This is a genomic window from Paenibacillus sp. GXUN7292 (genome assembly GCF_050864975.1).
Taxonomy (GTDB): Bacteria; Bacillota; Bacilli; order Paenibacillales; family Paenibacillaceae; genus Pristimantibacillus.
This window is the reverse complement of sequence record NZ_JBOZWO010000012.1, coordinates 75,604-90,874: the sequence shown is the minus strand read 5'-3', so window position 1 is coordinate 90,874 and position 15,271 is coordinate 75,604. Positions and strand designations below refer to the sequence as shown.

General features: G+C 40.7%; 15 protein-coding genes and 2 pseudogenes. 6 read left to right on the top strand and 11 right to left on the bottom strand.

Annotated elements, in window-relative coordinates; all coding sequences use genetic code 11:
- Positions 1-3: 3 nt before the first annotated feature.
- The 3 genes and pseudogenes from ACRRU2_RS12335 to ACRRU2_RS12325 all read left to right on the top strand — a co-directional run.
- A pseudogene (locus tag ACRRU2_RS12335) lies at positions 4-129 on the top strand (hypothetical protein); the annotation flags it as partial.
- A 782-nt stretch (positions 130-911) separates the two neighbouring features.
- A complete protein-coding gene (locus tag ACRRU2_RS12330; protein ID WP_331701146.1) occupies positions 912-1,154 on the top strand; it encodes a hypothetical protein in 243 nt (80 codons plus the stop codon).
- Position 1,155: 1 nt separating this feature from the next.
- Positions 1,156-1,548 carry a retropepsin-like aspartic protease gene (locus tag ACRRU2_RS12325; protein ID WP_432501982.1) on the top strand — a complete coding sequence of 131 codons (393 nt, stop codon included), beginning with the start codon at positions 1,156-1,158 and terminating at the stop codon, positions 1,546-1,548.
- Between the two features lie 62 nt (positions 1,549-1,610).
- Here the strand turns inward: ACRRU2_RS12325 and rlmD are convergent, their stop codons facing one another.
- The 3 genes from rlmD to ACRRU2_RS12310 form a co-directional block, all read right to left on the bottom strand.
- Complete coding sequence (gene rlmD / locus ACRRU2_RS12320) at positions 1,611-3,386, bottom strand: 23S rRNA (uracil(1939)-C(5))-methyltransferase RlmD (protein WP_432501979.1); 1,776 nt, start codon at positions 3,384-3,386, stop codon at positions 1,611-1,613.
- A gap of 107 nt (positions 3,387-3,493) precedes the next feature.
- Positions 3,494-4,402 (bottom strand): diacylglycerol kinase, encoded by a 909-nt coding sequence (locus ACRRU2_RS12315; RefSeq protein WP_331701161.1) that lies wholly within the window; start codon positions 4,400-4,402, stop codon positions 3,494-3,496.
- Between the two features lie 164 nt (positions 4,403-4,566).
- Positions 4,567-4,857 carry a YerC/YecD family TrpR-related protein gene (locus ACRRU2_RS12310; RefSeq protein WP_331701149.1) on the bottom strand — a complete coding sequence of 97 codons (291 nt, stop codon included), beginning with the start codon at positions 4,855-4,857 and terminating at the stop codon, positions 4,567-4,569.
- Between the two features lie 350 nt (positions 4,858-5,207).
- On the opposite strand from ACRRU2_RS12310, the gene ACRRU2_RS12305 reads away from it, so the two are divergent.
- Positions 5,208-5,813: a hypothetical protein gene (locus ACRRU2_RS12305; protein ID WP_432501977.1), complete on the top strand. Its 606-nt coding sequence runs from the start codon at positions 5,208-5,210 to the stop codon at positions 5,811-5,813.
- Between the two features lie 711 nt (positions 5,814-6,524).
- Here ACRRU2_RS12305 and ACRRU2_RS12300 read toward each other — a convergent pair.
- The 5 genes and pseudogenes from ACRRU2_RS12300 to ACRRU2_RS12280 form a co-directional block, all read right to left on the bottom strand.
- Positions 6,525-6,836: pseudogene (locus tag ACRRU2_RS12300) on the bottom strand (hypothetical protein); the annotation flags it as partial.
- A gap of 255 nt (positions 6,837-7,091) precedes the next feature.
- On the bottom strand, positions 7,092-7,508 hold the full coding sequence (locus ACRRU2_RS12295; protein ID WP_432501974.1) for a hypothetical protein: 417 nt from the start codon (positions 7,506-7,508) through the stop codon (positions 7,092-7,094).
- Between the two features lie 364 nt (positions 7,509-7,872).
- Positions 7,873-8,328 (bottom strand): hypothetical protein, encoded by a 456-nt coding sequence (locus ACRRU2_RS12290; RefSeq protein WP_432501972.1) that lies wholly within the window; start codon positions 8,326-8,328, stop codon positions 7,873-7,875.
- A gap of 339 nt (positions 8,329-8,667) precedes the next feature.
- A complete protein-coding gene (locus ACRRU2_RS12285; RefSeq protein WP_432501970.1) occupies positions 8,668-9,150 on the bottom strand; it encodes a hypothetical protein in 483 nt (160 codons plus the stop codon).
- Positions 9,151-9,491: 341 nt separating this feature from the next.
- On the bottom strand, positions 9,492-10,160 hold the full coding sequence (locus ACRRU2_RS12280) for a DNA alkylation repair protein (RefSeq protein WP_432501968.1): 669 nt from the start codon (positions 10,158-10,160) through the stop codon (positions 9,492-9,494).
- Between the two features lie 466 nt (positions 10,161-10,626).
- On the opposite strand from ACRRU2_RS12280, the gene ACRRU2_RS12275 reads away from it, so the two are divergent.
- Positions 10,627-11,835, top strand: a complete 1,209-nt coding sequence (locus tag ACRRU2_RS12275; RefSeq protein ID WP_331700258.1) for an IS110 family transposase — start codon at positions 10,627-10,629, stop codon at positions 11,833-11,835.
- 229 nt (positions 11,836-12,064) lie between these two features.
- Here ACRRU2_RS12275 and ACRRU2_RS12270 read toward each other — a convergent pair whose 3' ends face one another.
- The 3 genes from ACRRU2_RS12270 to ACRRU2_RS12260 all read right to left on the bottom strand — a co-directional run bounded on the left by ACRRU2_RS12270 (position 12,065) and on the right by ACRRU2_RS12260 (position 13,620).
- Positions 12,065-12,592, bottom strand: coding sequence for a hypothetical protein (locus ACRRU2_RS12270; protein WP_432501966.1), 528 nt, complete (start codon positions 12,590-12,592; stop codon positions 12,065-12,067).
- A gap of 229 nt (positions 12,593-12,821) precedes the next feature.
- Positions 12,822-12,980 (bottom strand): hypothetical protein, encoded by a 159-nt coding sequence (locus tag ACRRU2_RS12265; RefSeq protein WP_432501964.1) that lies wholly within the window; start codon positions 12,978-12,980, stop codon positions 12,822-12,824.
- Positions 12,981-13,065: 85 nt separating this feature from the next.
- Complete coding sequence (locus ACRRU2_RS12260; RefSeq protein WP_432501962.1) at positions 13,066-13,620, bottom strand: hypothetical protein; 555 nt, start codon at positions 13,618-13,620, stop codon at positions 13,066-13,068.
- 869 nt (positions 13,621-14,489) lie between these two features.
- Here ACRRU2_RS12260 and ACRRU2_RS12255 point away from each other — a divergent pair.
- Complete coding sequence (locus tag ACRRU2_RS12255) at positions 14,490-15,050, top strand: DUF4303 domain-containing protein (RefSeq protein WP_432501960.1); 561 nt, start codon at positions 14,490-14,492, stop codon at positions 15,048-15,050.
- Positions 15,051-15,271: the final 221 nt, after the last annotated feature.

Here is a 15,271-nt window from a genome sequence, read left to right as displayed (position 1 = left end):
TATAAGGCAACTCGCTCTACTCTGCAGAACGCGGCATCCGTTGCGGCTGTGTTCCTGATAACCGAAGCGGTAATTGTAAATAAAATGGAAAAAGATAAAGGTTCTGCAGTGCAAAATAAAGACACCTAAGAGTGAGGATAATTGCTCTCGGGTGTCTTTTGTATTGCTGATATCAAAAGTTTATATTTGGGAAAAATACATTCGACATGGGCTTACTGAAACAGACGTTTGAAAAAGCGGGAATGAATGATGTGTTAACCTACATCGATACGGGTATGGACCCTACATTACAAACTCAATCAAGAGTTGGTCAAATTTAGGATAGAAGTCGAAGCTGGAGAGTATATTGTGCCGGAAAAGATGACCTTTAAGGCGTTTGTAGAAGAATGGGAAGCCAAGTATTGACTGGGAAACAGGAGTTCTTAGCATTACACAAAGCGTTTCAATTTCCCCAGGAGGTATTGCCCATGTCAAGGAACCTAAAACCAAAAGTTCAAAACGAAAGGTGCCCTCCCGCCTTCCATGCTGGCACAAACTTGACGAACGGGAAAAGATCGGAGATAGGAGGCAAGGCGGTGAACGCAATTTCATGTTCTGCCATGAAGACGGCAAAGCATTTCATCAGGAGAAACCATACTTATGGTTTCGTGCCTTCCTCAAGAAAAATAATTTAAGGTATATCAAATTCCATACACTCCGGCATTTCTGAACGACTTGGCCACGGGAATATTTAAGTAACAATGAACACCTATGGATTCGTTCTCCGTTCTGCTGATTAAGCTGCTGCTGATAAGTTCGAGTCCATTTTGTCTACTAGGCAATAATAAGATGAACCATACTCCACACTCTTTAACTACCAAGACTATGGTATAATTAAAAAGAGAAAATAAGCGTTAGCGAGGTGTTATCCTATGCAATGGCAAGAGGTTCGTAATATTTACCCCGATCAATATGTGCTTCTCGAAATCCTAAATTCTCATACAGAAGATTGCACGCAATACGTAGACGAGGTAGCTTTGATCAAAGCAATTCAAGATCCAGATGAAGCAACCAAGGAACTGTTAAAATGCAGAGATAACAACATCGTCTATCATACAGGCCAAGAAAAAATAGCTATAGAGCTTAGAAAAAATCCTCTATACAGGAATCGATAAGATGCTGATAGAATTAGTCGATAACTTACTTCAAGCCTCCATCACAATTTGCTATAAAGACCGTTCACTAACAATAGATAACTTAGTGATTGATACTGGCGCGGCACACTCCCTTCTTTCCTCCGATGTCGTATCAGAGATCGGCATCAAATTTGAAAACGGAGATAGATTGGTTCGAAGCATCGGAATTGGTGGCGATGAGTATTCATTCCGTAAGCAGGTTAATCAAATCCAGCTTGGCGATTTAATCCTACATGATATCTCGTTAGACTTTGGCGTTTTCCATGACGATATAAGCAGCATAAACGGACTGATTGGTTTGGATATTCTTAAAACCGGCAACATGATTATCGATCTCCATCGGATGCAAATGTATCCAGCAAACACCAAATAATATTTGAAATGGGGACGCGAATTAGCTCGCGTCCCCATTTCTTCCCCAACTCCCCTAAGCACTTACTCTAAGCCCTTATAAATCAACTGACAGACGTTCTCAATATGTGTTGTATGTGGAAACATATCCACCGGCGTCACTTCCTTCGTCTTAAATCCTCCATCCTCCAGCACACGCAAATCACGTGCCAGCGTCGAAGGGTTGCAGCTCACGTAGACGACTCGCTCTGGCTTCATAGCAATAATCGTATCCAGCAGCTCTTGATCGCAGCCCTTGCGCGGCGGATCGACAACGATGATATCAGCTTCGATGCCTTCCTTGCGCCAGCGAGGAATAACGACCTCAGCAGGCCCCGCTTCAAAGGTGGCATTGTTGATATCGTTCAGCGCTGCATTGCGCTTGGCATCCTCTATAGCTTCAGGTACAATCTCTACCCCATACACATGCTTGGCATAGCGGGCCAAAAACAAGGAAATTGTTCCAATGCCACAATAAGCATCGATGACTTTTTCCGAGCCTGTTAAACCAGCATACTCGACTGCTTTACGGTACAGGGCTACAGTTTGAATTGGATTGACTTGGTAGAAGGAGCGTGCAGATATAGCAAATCGAACGCCGTCCAGTTCATCATAAATGACATCGTTGCCCCATAGCGTAATGGTTTCATCGCCAAATATGACATTAGTATTGCGCTCATTAATATTTTGCACGATACCTTGCACTTCAGGCAGCTCTGCACGGATACGTTCGATCCATTCGGATACATGTGGAAGCTTGCGACCGTTAGTTACGAGTACGATCATCATTTCTTCTGTTACGACACCCGTTCGAACCATGACATGGCGCAGCAGTCCCTGACCTGACTTCTCGTTGTACGGTAAAATGCCAAACTCTCGCCCTAAGCGTTTGACGATTCGAACAGCTTCATCGTTGCGAGAATCCTGAATCAAGCAATCGTCCATATCAATAATACGATGGCTGCCACGGGCATAAAACCCTGCAATCAGCTCGCCTGATTGCTCATCCTGACCTACAGGAACAGCCGCCTTATTCCGATAGCGCCATGGCTCCTGCATGCCAATCGTTGGATGCACAACGATACCCTCATGATGGCCAGTATGTGAATCCGCGCGATTAGCATTCGTCTCTGTATGACCTGCTCCCGCAACCTCCAGCTTTCCAATCCGCACCAAATTATCAATGACATGCCGCCGCTTCCACGCCAATTGCGCATCATAGCTCAAATGCTGCAGCTGGCAGCCGCCGCACTGGTCAAACAATTGACAATGAGGGCTTATCCGCTCCGGGCTAGCCGTTATGATTTCTTCTAATTCAGCATAACCATACTGCTTCTTCGCATGCTTAATCCGGGCACGAACACGCTCTCCTGGCAGCGCACCATGTACGAACAAGGTAAAGCCTTCATACCTGCCTACCCCAAGGCCTTCATGTGTCAAGTCGATAATATCAATTGTCACATTTGTCTCTAAGCCTTCCGGTATTCCGTTTCCTTTACGGCTGGAAGCACCCTCGGCTCGTCGATTTCCTTGACGTCCATGAATCCGAACAGGCTTATTTGGGCCACTTTTGGACTTAGCGGTCTGATTCCGGCTAATTTGATTTTCGTCACCGTTTCGGTCAGCAAATTGGTGCTGGGCAGTCTGATTTTTGCTTCCGTTTTGCTTGAAGCTGTGCTTGCTTCTGCCCTGCTTATTTGGCTGCCCTTTGTCCGATTTCGTATTACCGATTGATTTGCTTTGGGTAATATTTATGTTTTTTTCCGTATCCGGTTTTCTGCTGTTTTTAGCAGCTTTACCACGCTTATTTCTGTTGTTCATAATGAATCTCCGCTCTGCTTTATTAAAGCATCAATGAATCAATTTCATATTATCGAAGGCTGTCGTTATTTTTCATGTATCGATTCGGCTGTACATATTGTTTTACTTTACCGATAAGTCGACACGCCCATCTCGTCTGCGAAAATTTGCAAATGAGATGGCAGCACCGAGAAGGTACATGGCAGAAGTCCGCCGTACTCTCCGTCTAAGTTAATTTGTACGTAATCTGGTGTTGTCACCTTCATCTCACGCGTTCTGAAATGAATAACATGCGGATCGTTCAGATGCTCGCCGCGCAGCGCTAATGTAACAAGTCTAATAAACTCTGCCAAATTGCACTTGCTGATCAGCAATACATCCAGAAGTCCATCATCTAGCAAGGAATCTGGAGCCAACCGCTCAAAGCCGCCTACAGAGTTGCTGTTGCAGATTAGAAACATCATAAACTCATCATGAAATTTTCCAATGCCTTCCGCTTCAATGATCAATTCCGTAGGACGAAGCCGCGTCATCTTCTCCATCCCTTTCATATAATAGGCGAGCTGTCCCACCATCGTTTTCAGCTTGCTTGGCACATCATAGGTGAGCTCTGTCAACGAGCCGCCGCCGGCTATATTAATAAAGTAACGATCATTGGCCATACCAACATCAATAGCCTTCGTATATTGCGAAATAATAAGATCGCAGGCATACTCCCAATTTTTCGGGATACCCATTGCTCTTGCAAAGTCATTAGTCGTTCCCACTGGCAAAATGCCTAGCGGAGGCCGGTTTTCTTTATTAGCGATTCCGTTAATGACCTCATATAATGTACCATCGCCGCCTGCAGCAATAATCATATCATAGCCGCGTTCTACCGCCTCAGAAGCTGCGAGTGTAGCGTCACCTTCACCAGATGTAGCATAACAGCTCACTTCAATACCGCCACGATCAAGCTTTTGCAAAATATCCGGGAGCCGCTTTCTCATTTCCTCTCTACCCGAAGAGGGATTATAGATCAGCCTTGCCCGTTTAATACTCATCGCGACTCCTCCTTGTATATAAAACCAGTCATACCTTTTTTTCCGTTGTAACCATTGGTCTTAACACACATCTATTTATTTATACTTTCTAAAAAAACCTGTCCTTCACCCACGAATGAGCGAACAAGACAGGCAGCTGTTACCTTATTATGTCTTCTTTATTTCTCAATACGGTCTAAAGCCATTTTATACCCATCGTTGCCATAATTCAAACAGCGCTTCACGCGAGATATGGTTGCCGTGCTTGCACCGGTTTCAGCCTCGATCTGGTTGTAGGTGTTGCCTTTTCCAAGCATGCGGGCTACTTCCAGGCGCTGTGATAAAGATTGGATCTCATTTACGGTACACAAATCATCAAAAAATATGTAACATTCCTCAACGGACTTTAATGTAAGTATCGCTTCAAAAAGCTGATCTACCGCTTTATCATTAAGCTTTTTTAATTGCATTTGAACTCACTCCCCTAGTACAGCCTTATTGTTTATATTGTACTGGTTTTTTAAGCTAATTTCAAACATTACCGTATTCACGCTTTACCGAGCAGAAGAACAGAATTCGAACTGTGATTCATCATAAATATTTGTTGTTGCTTACAGCTCTGTTGATTTATAAATTTATTGAAGCATAACATATTTGTTACCCTGCTGCTATCAGCTTGTATGCTTATTATCAACTGAGAAGGTACAGCTGCACCATTTTATAACGGCATTTAACTATTTATTTATTAAAAATCGTGACAATCGTCCAATCGAAGCTGCACTCTGTGCCATAGACTATTAAAAAAAGGGTTGTGATCCGTTTGAATCATTCCAATCAGCTCGGTGTCGGCAACCGTGAAACTCTGCCTAATACTCCGCGCAGACCTATGCTCAGTGAAATGAACCAACCTGCGATGCATAGAAGCACTTCATCAGCTATGTCCAATGATCATATCATATACCAACAGGCTCCGACGCAATCCAGCACGACTGTGCGCAGACAGCATGATCAGCATCCGATAGAGCATCAGAGCATGCTGCCAGCCTATCCGCCGCAGCCTCCTGCACAACTGCCCGTACAACATCAGCCAAAGCCTTCAGGAGGCGGACTGTTAGGCGGGTTGAACCTGTCAAAACTTACGAATCTAACTGAAATTAAAGGCTTTGTCGATCGGATGGGCGGACTGGACGGTATATTAACTACGGTTACGAAAGCGCAAAAAATCGTGAGCAGCGTTTCGCAAATGGCACCGCTTGTCAAAGTGTTTTTTGGTTCCTTTGGCAGCAAAAATAAATCTAGCTCCTCGCAGCAAAGCAGCAGCTCTTCACGCCCTAGAAGACGGCGCAGGCCCAGCAACAGCGGCAGCTCCTCCTCTAACGGTGCAAGAAGAAGACGAAATCGGCCTGCCTCGCGCAGACCGCGCTAATCCGAGCAGATGGTACTGGGAGTTGTTGTTGCGAAGAAAATTCCTGCGATAATACATCTTCTTTACCCTGTTTCGCCGACATTTTAGCAAAATTATGCGATTGTGCAGGATATATGAACATTAACCCACTTTTTAGTCAAAAATGAAGAATAATCCTGCATATTTGCAGAATTCCCCTTCAATCCATGTTCATTTCAAAAATATCCTGCACTTTTGCAGAATCCGATTGTTGTTGAAGCCTCCTAAGGCTAGAAGAGGATGCCAAACTTGGCCGTATATGCTCTTGATGTTTAGAGAGGCTGCTGTGCTTGATCATTGTCTACTACTAATGTTAGGAGATGATGCAGAACCTGATCGTTGTCCACTATTATTGTTAGGGGATGATGCAAAACCTGATCGTTGTCCACTATTACTGTTGGGGGATGATGCGGAACCTGATCGTTGTCCACTATTATTGTTGGGGGATGATGCGGAACCTGATCGTTGTCTACTATTATTGTTGGGGGATGATGCGGAACCTGATCGTTGTCCACTATTATTGTTGGGGGATGATGCGGAACCTGATCGTTGTCCACTATTATTGTTGGGGGATGATGCGGAGCGTATTCGTTGTCTACTTTTATAGGTAGGAGATGATGCATCACTTTAACGTTCAGTTGAAGAGTACAGCGAAAATGAAACAATTAAAATGCCGCTAGGACCAAATGGTTCCTACGCGGCATTTGTTTTACTAGTTGGTGCTTTTTTATCTACCAGCTTGTGGCCCATAGTCGGGCTTTCAATCCAGCGCGCATCGCGCTGCGCTGTGAGACAAAGCTCCGCTGCCTTGAAGGCGTGCTCCTGCGTCATCTCATGCTCGGTGCGGTTAAGGCAATCAAGGATAAGCTGCTCAGAGTATGGATAACCAATATGGCCGTCTGTTATAAAATGATATTCTCCCTCATTGTCTAAATGAGGATGACGGTCGATATCAATATATTCACGCAGCTCGATATAGCCCTCTGTACTAAGAATAAGGTGCCTTTAAAATTTTTGGTACTTCCTTGTGCTAGTTCTTCTTCTATTTTGTGTATTAACACCTGTCTTCTTTGTTTTGCAGATGTAAAGTTAATATTACTTTTAACTTATCATAGTCGCCAGACCTGTTATTTTCACTTCATAGTCAGTCTCCATTGTTACTACCGCCTCGTTTTTGGATATAACCGTTTCAAATCCAGTAAAGATTTCACTGTGCTCAGTGGCTAATGTCTCTTCAGAATTACTAGCAAAAAAATCCCTTCACGGCCCCTTTAATGGATATTTTTCAAACATTGATTCTATATATCCATAGTCGATTAGATTGTTTTTAGCTTTATAGAAAAATCCATTAAACCTAACTGTATCTGTTGTATTTATTACTAATCCCTTAACCGATTTTCCTTTGTTATTGTAAATAGTTGTTCTAAAACTATATCCCATATATCCAGATGTCATTTTGCCTTTTTGAAATGAGATTCCATTAAGGTTTCTGATTATATATTCAATATCTTCTTTTTCATTTATTTCTATTTGATAACCTGTATTACCATTGAAAATTACTATTTTTGAAACTTTACTTGGAGTAACCTTAACAATTTTATGAGGTAAGTATGTTGAGCCATACAGTAAAACAAGAATGATTGAAACTAATAGAAGAGACATTCGTCTTCTATTCATCTGATCCACCTGTATACTTGAATTTGATACTTTTATGTTTTGCGACGATAAATATCATCCTCAAAGATTTCATATTTAATCTTAAACATTCAGATATTCCTCCATTCATTAATGGATTGACCGCCGACTTTTAAATGTAGAGACACTACAAAATCAACACATTTTGGAACTAAACTATCCTTTAGATTAATGAAAAAAGTAGCTGCCACCCAGGCAAACTGCTCCATAATAGGTTCAACTAACGTACCCGTTAGCTCAATGATACATTTAGTTCAAAGAGCATTAATTTTCTATTATTTTTGTAGTTTGAGGACCGAGAACACTGATAAGCGTGTCATTAATTGAATTTTCGCTCCTGCTTTGGTTACTCAGTTTTAAGCAATTTCTTATTTTCTAAAACATTGCGTAATCCCATTATAAGACCTGCTACAACTAACGTGGATAATGGTAGGAATATTGCTGCGTAAATGGGTCCCCAAGCAAAATATCCTCCGACATTTATATTTTTAAGACCGTATGTTATTGCACTTCCTAAAATAGCTCCAACGGTTCCCATATATAAAACATTAATAAATCCGAATATTACACAGAGTAGCCAGAATTTTAGCATGCTTAAATTTTTAAAAGTTAAGAAGTATCCAGTAATGCCAAAAGTAATTGAAAGCGGCACACATAATCCAAAGAAAAACCAAAACCAGCCTTTTACCGTGAATACACCAGCAGACGCATTGGCAACTAAAGTAATAAAGAAGCTACAAATTAGACTCAAAATAATGCCATAAAAAAAACCAATAATAGCCCGATGCAAATTATTACTCATGATGAGCCCCTCCATCAGATTATCTTAGATATAACGCGACGAGCAACAAGCGGTTGTATTTTCTTTTAGTACTATCTTCTCTATCTAATTAAAGATTATATCCCTCTTCTTTGTTATTAATTAGTTCTAAAAGTTGTAGTACCCCCCCTTCCATATCGATAATTGTTAGAGCCTAGAAAAACAGCCGATTGCCACCACGTAATTCTGCCAGTTAGCTTAATAAAATGAGCAGGCTACCGCAGTGCCTGCTCATCGTTGTGTACTATTCAACTAACGTTCTTCGTTAGCTTAATCCTAAATTTTCTGTTACATCTTTAAGATTTGATGATATTATTCGAATTACTTTATCATGATGTAAATCTCATCTGAAGTTATCAAATAATTGTATTTTAATTGTTCATAAGAAACCTTAAATTCCGCCTTTGCCTTTATTTTATACCGACCAGGATTAGTAATAGTGAATTGATAATACTCCTTACTCCTATGTTCTTCACCGTTCTGTCTATATGATTCATTAGGCTCTAGCTTCGCAATATATCCAATATCGTCCCTAAATAACATCTTTTGATTTTGAGATACGAGGGTTCCTTCCTCATCATATATTTCGTATGTAAATATTCCTGCACCATGCCACAGCTCCCACTGATAATTGGAATTATTCATCAAATAACCGGTTATTTTAAAAGGTTGGTTAACTTGAATATCGCTTAAATCATCAATGCCCACTTCAAACATACTCTCATTAGGAAGAACAGGTTTAGAGCACCCAATAATCGAACCAATGAATACGAACACTATGATAACTTTCGTAAATAGCTGCACATTTACTCTCCTTCAATTATTCTCGCGACGGGTTTTTGGAGAATGCCATAATAAATATACGAACCGTATATTGGAAATGTTACGGTAGTCTGCCCGTTAACAAAATGAGCAGGCTTCGCAGCCCCCGCTCATTAATGTGGTTCATTCAACTATTGTACTCGTTAGTTGAATAAGAAAGAGACGCATATTAAACAATAGCGCCCGATTTTGGAAGATCTTTTTCTAGCTGCCATAACGCGTTGTTTTCATTATTTTTCGGTCCAAGCCTATTACAATTTTCTTATTGACCTTTTAATTCCTTTATTTTTTGAATTAAACCTTAATAAATTTTTCAAGGGTAACTAATTATTATGTCGTTTGTTAACTTCAATTCTAATGAACTCGGGTAAATAGCTGGGGGTACATCCTTTTGCTACTATTTCATCTTTGTAAAGACCCGTTTTCTCACCAAGTTTAATACAACGTGTACGATTCTTTTCATCATAAACGCCTATCCAGCCTGCGGTGAAATTCATAGCCCATTGAACTTCCGGTTCTTCCTGCATAATATTAGCTTCTAATTTAGATAGTAAGTCTGCGGTGTTATCAGGCGGTGTTTGTCCAGTCCATCTCAATCGTCCTTTATAGTACCAGAAAGCTCGTCTTTGAAGAGCAGAAGGGCTATTTTCCCATGACTCCATCAATGCAATTGTCTTCTTGTCTTTGGTGAGCTGATTAGCCATTAACCAATCCATTAAGTTATTTCGCTCATCAAAAGTGTGAGTCTGCATATCCTTATCAAGCTTTTTTAACATATCTTGTGAAAGAAGTTTTTTATCCATAATTAAGATTGCTAATAGTCTGGGCAAAAACTCTTCGGTTGACCAAAGTTCCATAGCTAGTTCGTGATCTTTTTTAATGTCCTTTGCGATTTTTCGTAAGTCGCCTAGCTTAGTTTTACTATTGATCTGAAGTAGGATGTTTTCTGCTTTTGAAGAGTGTTTTATTTGTGCACCTTTATTTTCATTCATTTTATACAACTCCTATATTAAAGCGCTGCTTCATAATATGTCCTTGATGGGATATATCTCGTTATAAGTCTTATTGCAGTGGTGTGCCTCCAAAGTTTACCTTTTTAATATTGTAACATATATCGTATTAATGCATTCTCCACCATTAATAGAAGTGCAATCAATCTGGCCCGATTGTTGAACAAAGCTAAAACATGTTTCTTCAACTATCCTGCCCGTTCGTATTATGAGATCAACCAGTTCTTTCTGGTTGATCCTTTTTTCATTTGCATAGAGGATTAAGGTAGCCTGGTCGAACGTACCTGCCCGTGGGACTTGATCCCGAGCGCTATAATGTTCACCCCTACTTGTCATGACCATGATTGAGGCTGGTTGGGACACGAGATCCCGTATAACAAGCGATGCTATGGAGCGACAAGAACCCTTAGGGGCTGCCGGTGAATCTACTCGTATAGGGAGAGATCTAATGAATCCAGTTATCGGTCTAGATATTTCTAAAGAAGAAAGTCATGGACAAGCCTTTTTAGAGCGTGGAAAACCATATAAGGGGACGTTTCATTTCGCTCATACTCGAGATGGACTGGAGAAACTGCTTCAAGTCATTCAAGAAGTCGAGCATGCATCCAGACAACGTCCTTTGCTTATTTTAGAAGCCACTGGGCATTATCAAAGCCCTGTTGTTCAGTTCTTAGAAGAGCATCACTATCTATATATTGTCATTAATCCGCTCATCTCAAATCGGCTTAGAAAGTCAAACCTTCGTAAAGTGAAAACGGATGCTGCTGATGCTTATCTTTTGGGAGAGTTGTTCTACAAAGAAGAGTTTGAACCTTTTAAGAAAAGAGGTGTGCAGCTGCTCAATCTTCGCTATCTAACGAGACAATATGAGTCTCTTTCAAAGATGTGTGTACAGACTAAATTGCAATTCCAAGCTGTTCTAGATCAGGTTTTCCCTGCTTACAAAGGTGTCTTCGGAGCTATGTATTCAGGCGTTTCACTACGATTTCTAAGTGAATTTCCAACCTCATATTCGGTTTTGCAAACGGACGAATTAATGCTTAAAACGAAAATCAAAGATATGCTTTCAACGAAACGAGGCCGTTCAGAGGATTGGATTAACGAGCGAGTAAAGCGGCTACTTATTGCGGCAATACAAAATCCTTTCGAGCAAACCATATACGCTAGCCACTTAATAAATTTAAAAGTTCTTATAACTCTCATTCTTCAGTACCAGGAGCATCTTGCTGAGTTGGAACAGAACATAAATGCCCTGGCTGAAGAAATTGAAGAGTATGATTTAATCCAGTCGATTCCCGGTATTGGCCATAAAATTGCGGCAACAATTTTATCGGAAGTTGGAGAAATCGACCGATTTGATCATCCAAAAAAACTGGTCGCCTTTGCAGGCATCGATCCGAGTGTGTTCGCTTCAGGTAAATTTACGGCAACCCGAAATCGCATCACCAAACGTGGTTCTCGGCAGCTTCGATATGCGCTGGTTATGGCTGTCCAGTGCGGACTTATCCGTTCTCGCAATATGCGAATCAAAGAGTTTTACGATCGCAAGAGAGCCGAAGGAAAGCCACATAAAGTAGCTCTGGTCGCATGTGCAAATAAGCTTGTTCATTGGATCCACGCCATCCTGAAAAGTAAAAAAGCATTCCGTCAGGCTTAACGGAATTATATTGGCATAACCTTCCAATATATAGATTGAATTGGAGGGTTATTTGGCATGCTTATTTTAACTATACCACATGATTTAGGTCTTTGTTTCTGGGAATCTTGACAAGCTATTAGCTGGTATAGCATAACGCGGCTGCCGATTCATGCTGGCAGCCGCGTTTTAGTTATTTATTAAGCTACAGTGTAGCCATAATGACAGATATTAAAGCATCTTAGGTTGGTTACGGAAAGTCCAGCGTGTCATCGATAATGCGGAAGATCTCCCTATTCCGCGCCGGATACCGGGTGTCCAGCTCCTCCCACTGCTGTTTTGGTAATATCAAAAATTCGTGGGTATCGGACCAATACGAATCTTCAAACAGACGAATTTCGTATTTGTCTCGGATTAACTCCTGGAACCCGCGAATCGTGATATAGCGATCTTTCCCGGAAAAAGTGAGCGCAATCGGATGAAGTTGTCCATTGTAGGTAACGTCCAATCCTTTGTCCGTAGTCGTCACCTCGACCGATTCATCCTGAAGCCGTTCACCGAACAATCGGACGATCTCGTCGTCAAACTCTCCCCAATCTACGATGACGCTGTATACGTAAGCGAACACAATCGGAATTTGCTTCTCAATTGCAAGCTCGTCCGCCAGTACAAATCGTTGGCGCTCTAATGTTTCACGATGATTTTCAATAAATTGATGAAGCTGTGGCTCGTCTCCTTCGAATAGAAACGTTAGCTCGCCTTCGCTCGGCATTCTCATCCCAGTATCCTCCCAGTTTTCACCCAATCGGCCAGGATCAATTCTTTAACCTGTTCTTTCACAACCGTGAGCGTCAATGACCTTATAATATGAACGTGATTAGCAAGAAAAAGGTTTCTGTTGCTTCTACCGAAATTGAAAATAGCAAAACGTCTTGTGAAAATAAGGTAGACTATGGACGTTGAATGGGTTCAATTCTGCCGCTGTCACCATTAAACTATCGTACCCGTTAGTTGAACGATTCCTTAATGTATAACCTCTTCTGGAGAAGGTGCAAATGTCCAGAACGCATACGTCTCGTCATTAGAGATCGTCCCTCGAAATTGCCGCGCTCGTCCTCCATGTACCCGTCCAAAGATACGTTAGCAGGGTAGATCCGTTTAACCATTTCAATAACGCCCTCCAATTTCCAGTTTCCAATGGAGACCAAGGCCGGTTTTTGCTGTCTGTTAAATTACTTTTTTAGTCCCGTGTCATTCGACAACGGCCAATTCCTTGATTGTGCGTGATGAAAAATCGTACACGCACCAACCGGCTATGTTTTCTCCCGGTATATCAGAAGGCCATGAAAACTCAATTAGCACATGCGTGTTATCCAACCATTTCGTAATCTCTACGCATTCATAGTTATCGTGGTTTTGCGTTCGTGTATCTTCATACATTTCTTGAATATCTAATTTTGTGAGCGTTGTATGAACAGTTGAGTGTTCTAAATCACTTATTTCTGCTCTGCGGTTTCCATAAGGAGACGTGATGTTTCTTGCAAGATATTTTCCATTAGATGACCAGAAAAAAGTCGGATTGTAGCATTCCTCTTCATACCACTTAATTCCGGTGCTTAATTGCTGTTGAGTTATTGTCTTTGTTAGTCGGTTATAGGAAACTTGATAATCCTTAGTGGGGGATATTGTTTTATTGGCTGTAATCACAAGATTGTAAAAAAGACATGAGCCAATAACCAAGACGACACTTAACAGTCCAAAAACGATTAACAATTTACGTTTAACAATTTGTTTTTTAACAGTCATGATTTTTTGCTCCCCGCTTTTCAATATGGTTCATGGTATTGCTTCTTCCGCCCTATTGTGATTTATCCGATGAAACCAAATCCGGATTTTCCCGGCGGTGTAGATGGCCGATAGGCTCCTTACTATCACGACCTTCTATTATTGCTTCTGATCGTCCGCTCTCCGAGCGGAATACGCCCGATGCTTCTATTCTATCAGTTGTGTAAGGAAAGAACTCGGTTCGTTCTACTCGCAAAGCTCCTTTCAAGAACCAAGCTACCACTTTACGTCTGCCATAATATCGAAATCCCCTTTTGATAATACCTATTGTACATGGCTGTTTTACGTTGCATAATTTTGAGGGTTTAAGGCTTTCACTGCATACTGTGCTTTGTCTGTCTTTAAATGATACATTCTATGAAGGAAACCGCCAAATATTTGTTCTGGTTCAGTTGTTACTTCTCCTAGATTGAGTAATGAGCTAATAGGTTTCTTAATTGAACTATTGCCCTTTACTTCAACAATAGCTTAAACAATTACACCTAATATTTCCAGTAATTAATACAAAAAGGGAGCCTTTTGGGCTCCTAAAAATATCTCCTTGTGATTAGATCCTTTGCATCTCCGTCATTAATATGGAAATCAAACATCTTCGAAACGGTTGCACGAGTTATAAGATCACAATGATGCAATAGAAGCAGGAAATAATGACCATTTGTAGAATCTCCAAGAATGTGATCAAAAAATTGAACATTGATATTAATGAAAGACATCTTGTCCTCGAGACAATGGATGATAGCACGACACACCAGGCGAACGAAGGAAGGCGAGGCGGTTACACTGAGTTCACCGTCATTCAAAAAATTAGATTAGAAATGAGGATATCTTTCATGGAGGATATAATTGATTATGAGGCCTTTAAAAATGGACTTGTTATGCATTATTCAAGAATTATTGAAGAGATTGGTAAGAGCGAAAAGTATCGAGATATTTATGTTCTAATCTTACAAACTGATTTAACTAACACATATGTTAGTATGTTTTGGAATACTGAGAGCTCGTTAGATGAGCAAATAGATAATTATGGTTTGGATAGTCTATCTAGAGATGAAATGAAGTTCGAGGATGCATACTTCGCGTATCAAGAGTATTATGATTGGCCTGATGATTTAGATGTCTACATAAAAACAATCGGAGATTATTTCTCTGCAATCCCAGACGAAGATAACGAATTTTTTGATCAGGCCTATGATCGTTTTTCTACACAATTTATTAGCTGCATGATTGATGTGTTAAACGAACTGAAGCCAGCTATTATCGAATTAAAGAATATTACAAATGATTTTATTTGTTATGTAACCGATCATGATGATACTGAGGTTTTCCAGTATGCCACAAGGACTGTCCCTGAAGATGTTTTTAGTCGTGTTTGTATCCCGTACTTAAGTTAGGCAAAATGAAAATCGTCTCTGATAAAGAACAGTTTTTCCCTAAAAATTAACACAATAAAGGGGCATGTGAAATTGCCCCCTTTTTTGCACCCAAATAGCTCGTAACAAAACGTTTTTGTTAACTAAGTTGATTTTATTTTTTCTATATACTATGCGGTTCCCGATCATAACAATTCGATACTGACCATAGCACTTAAATAGAATGCAAGTGCATCAAGGGA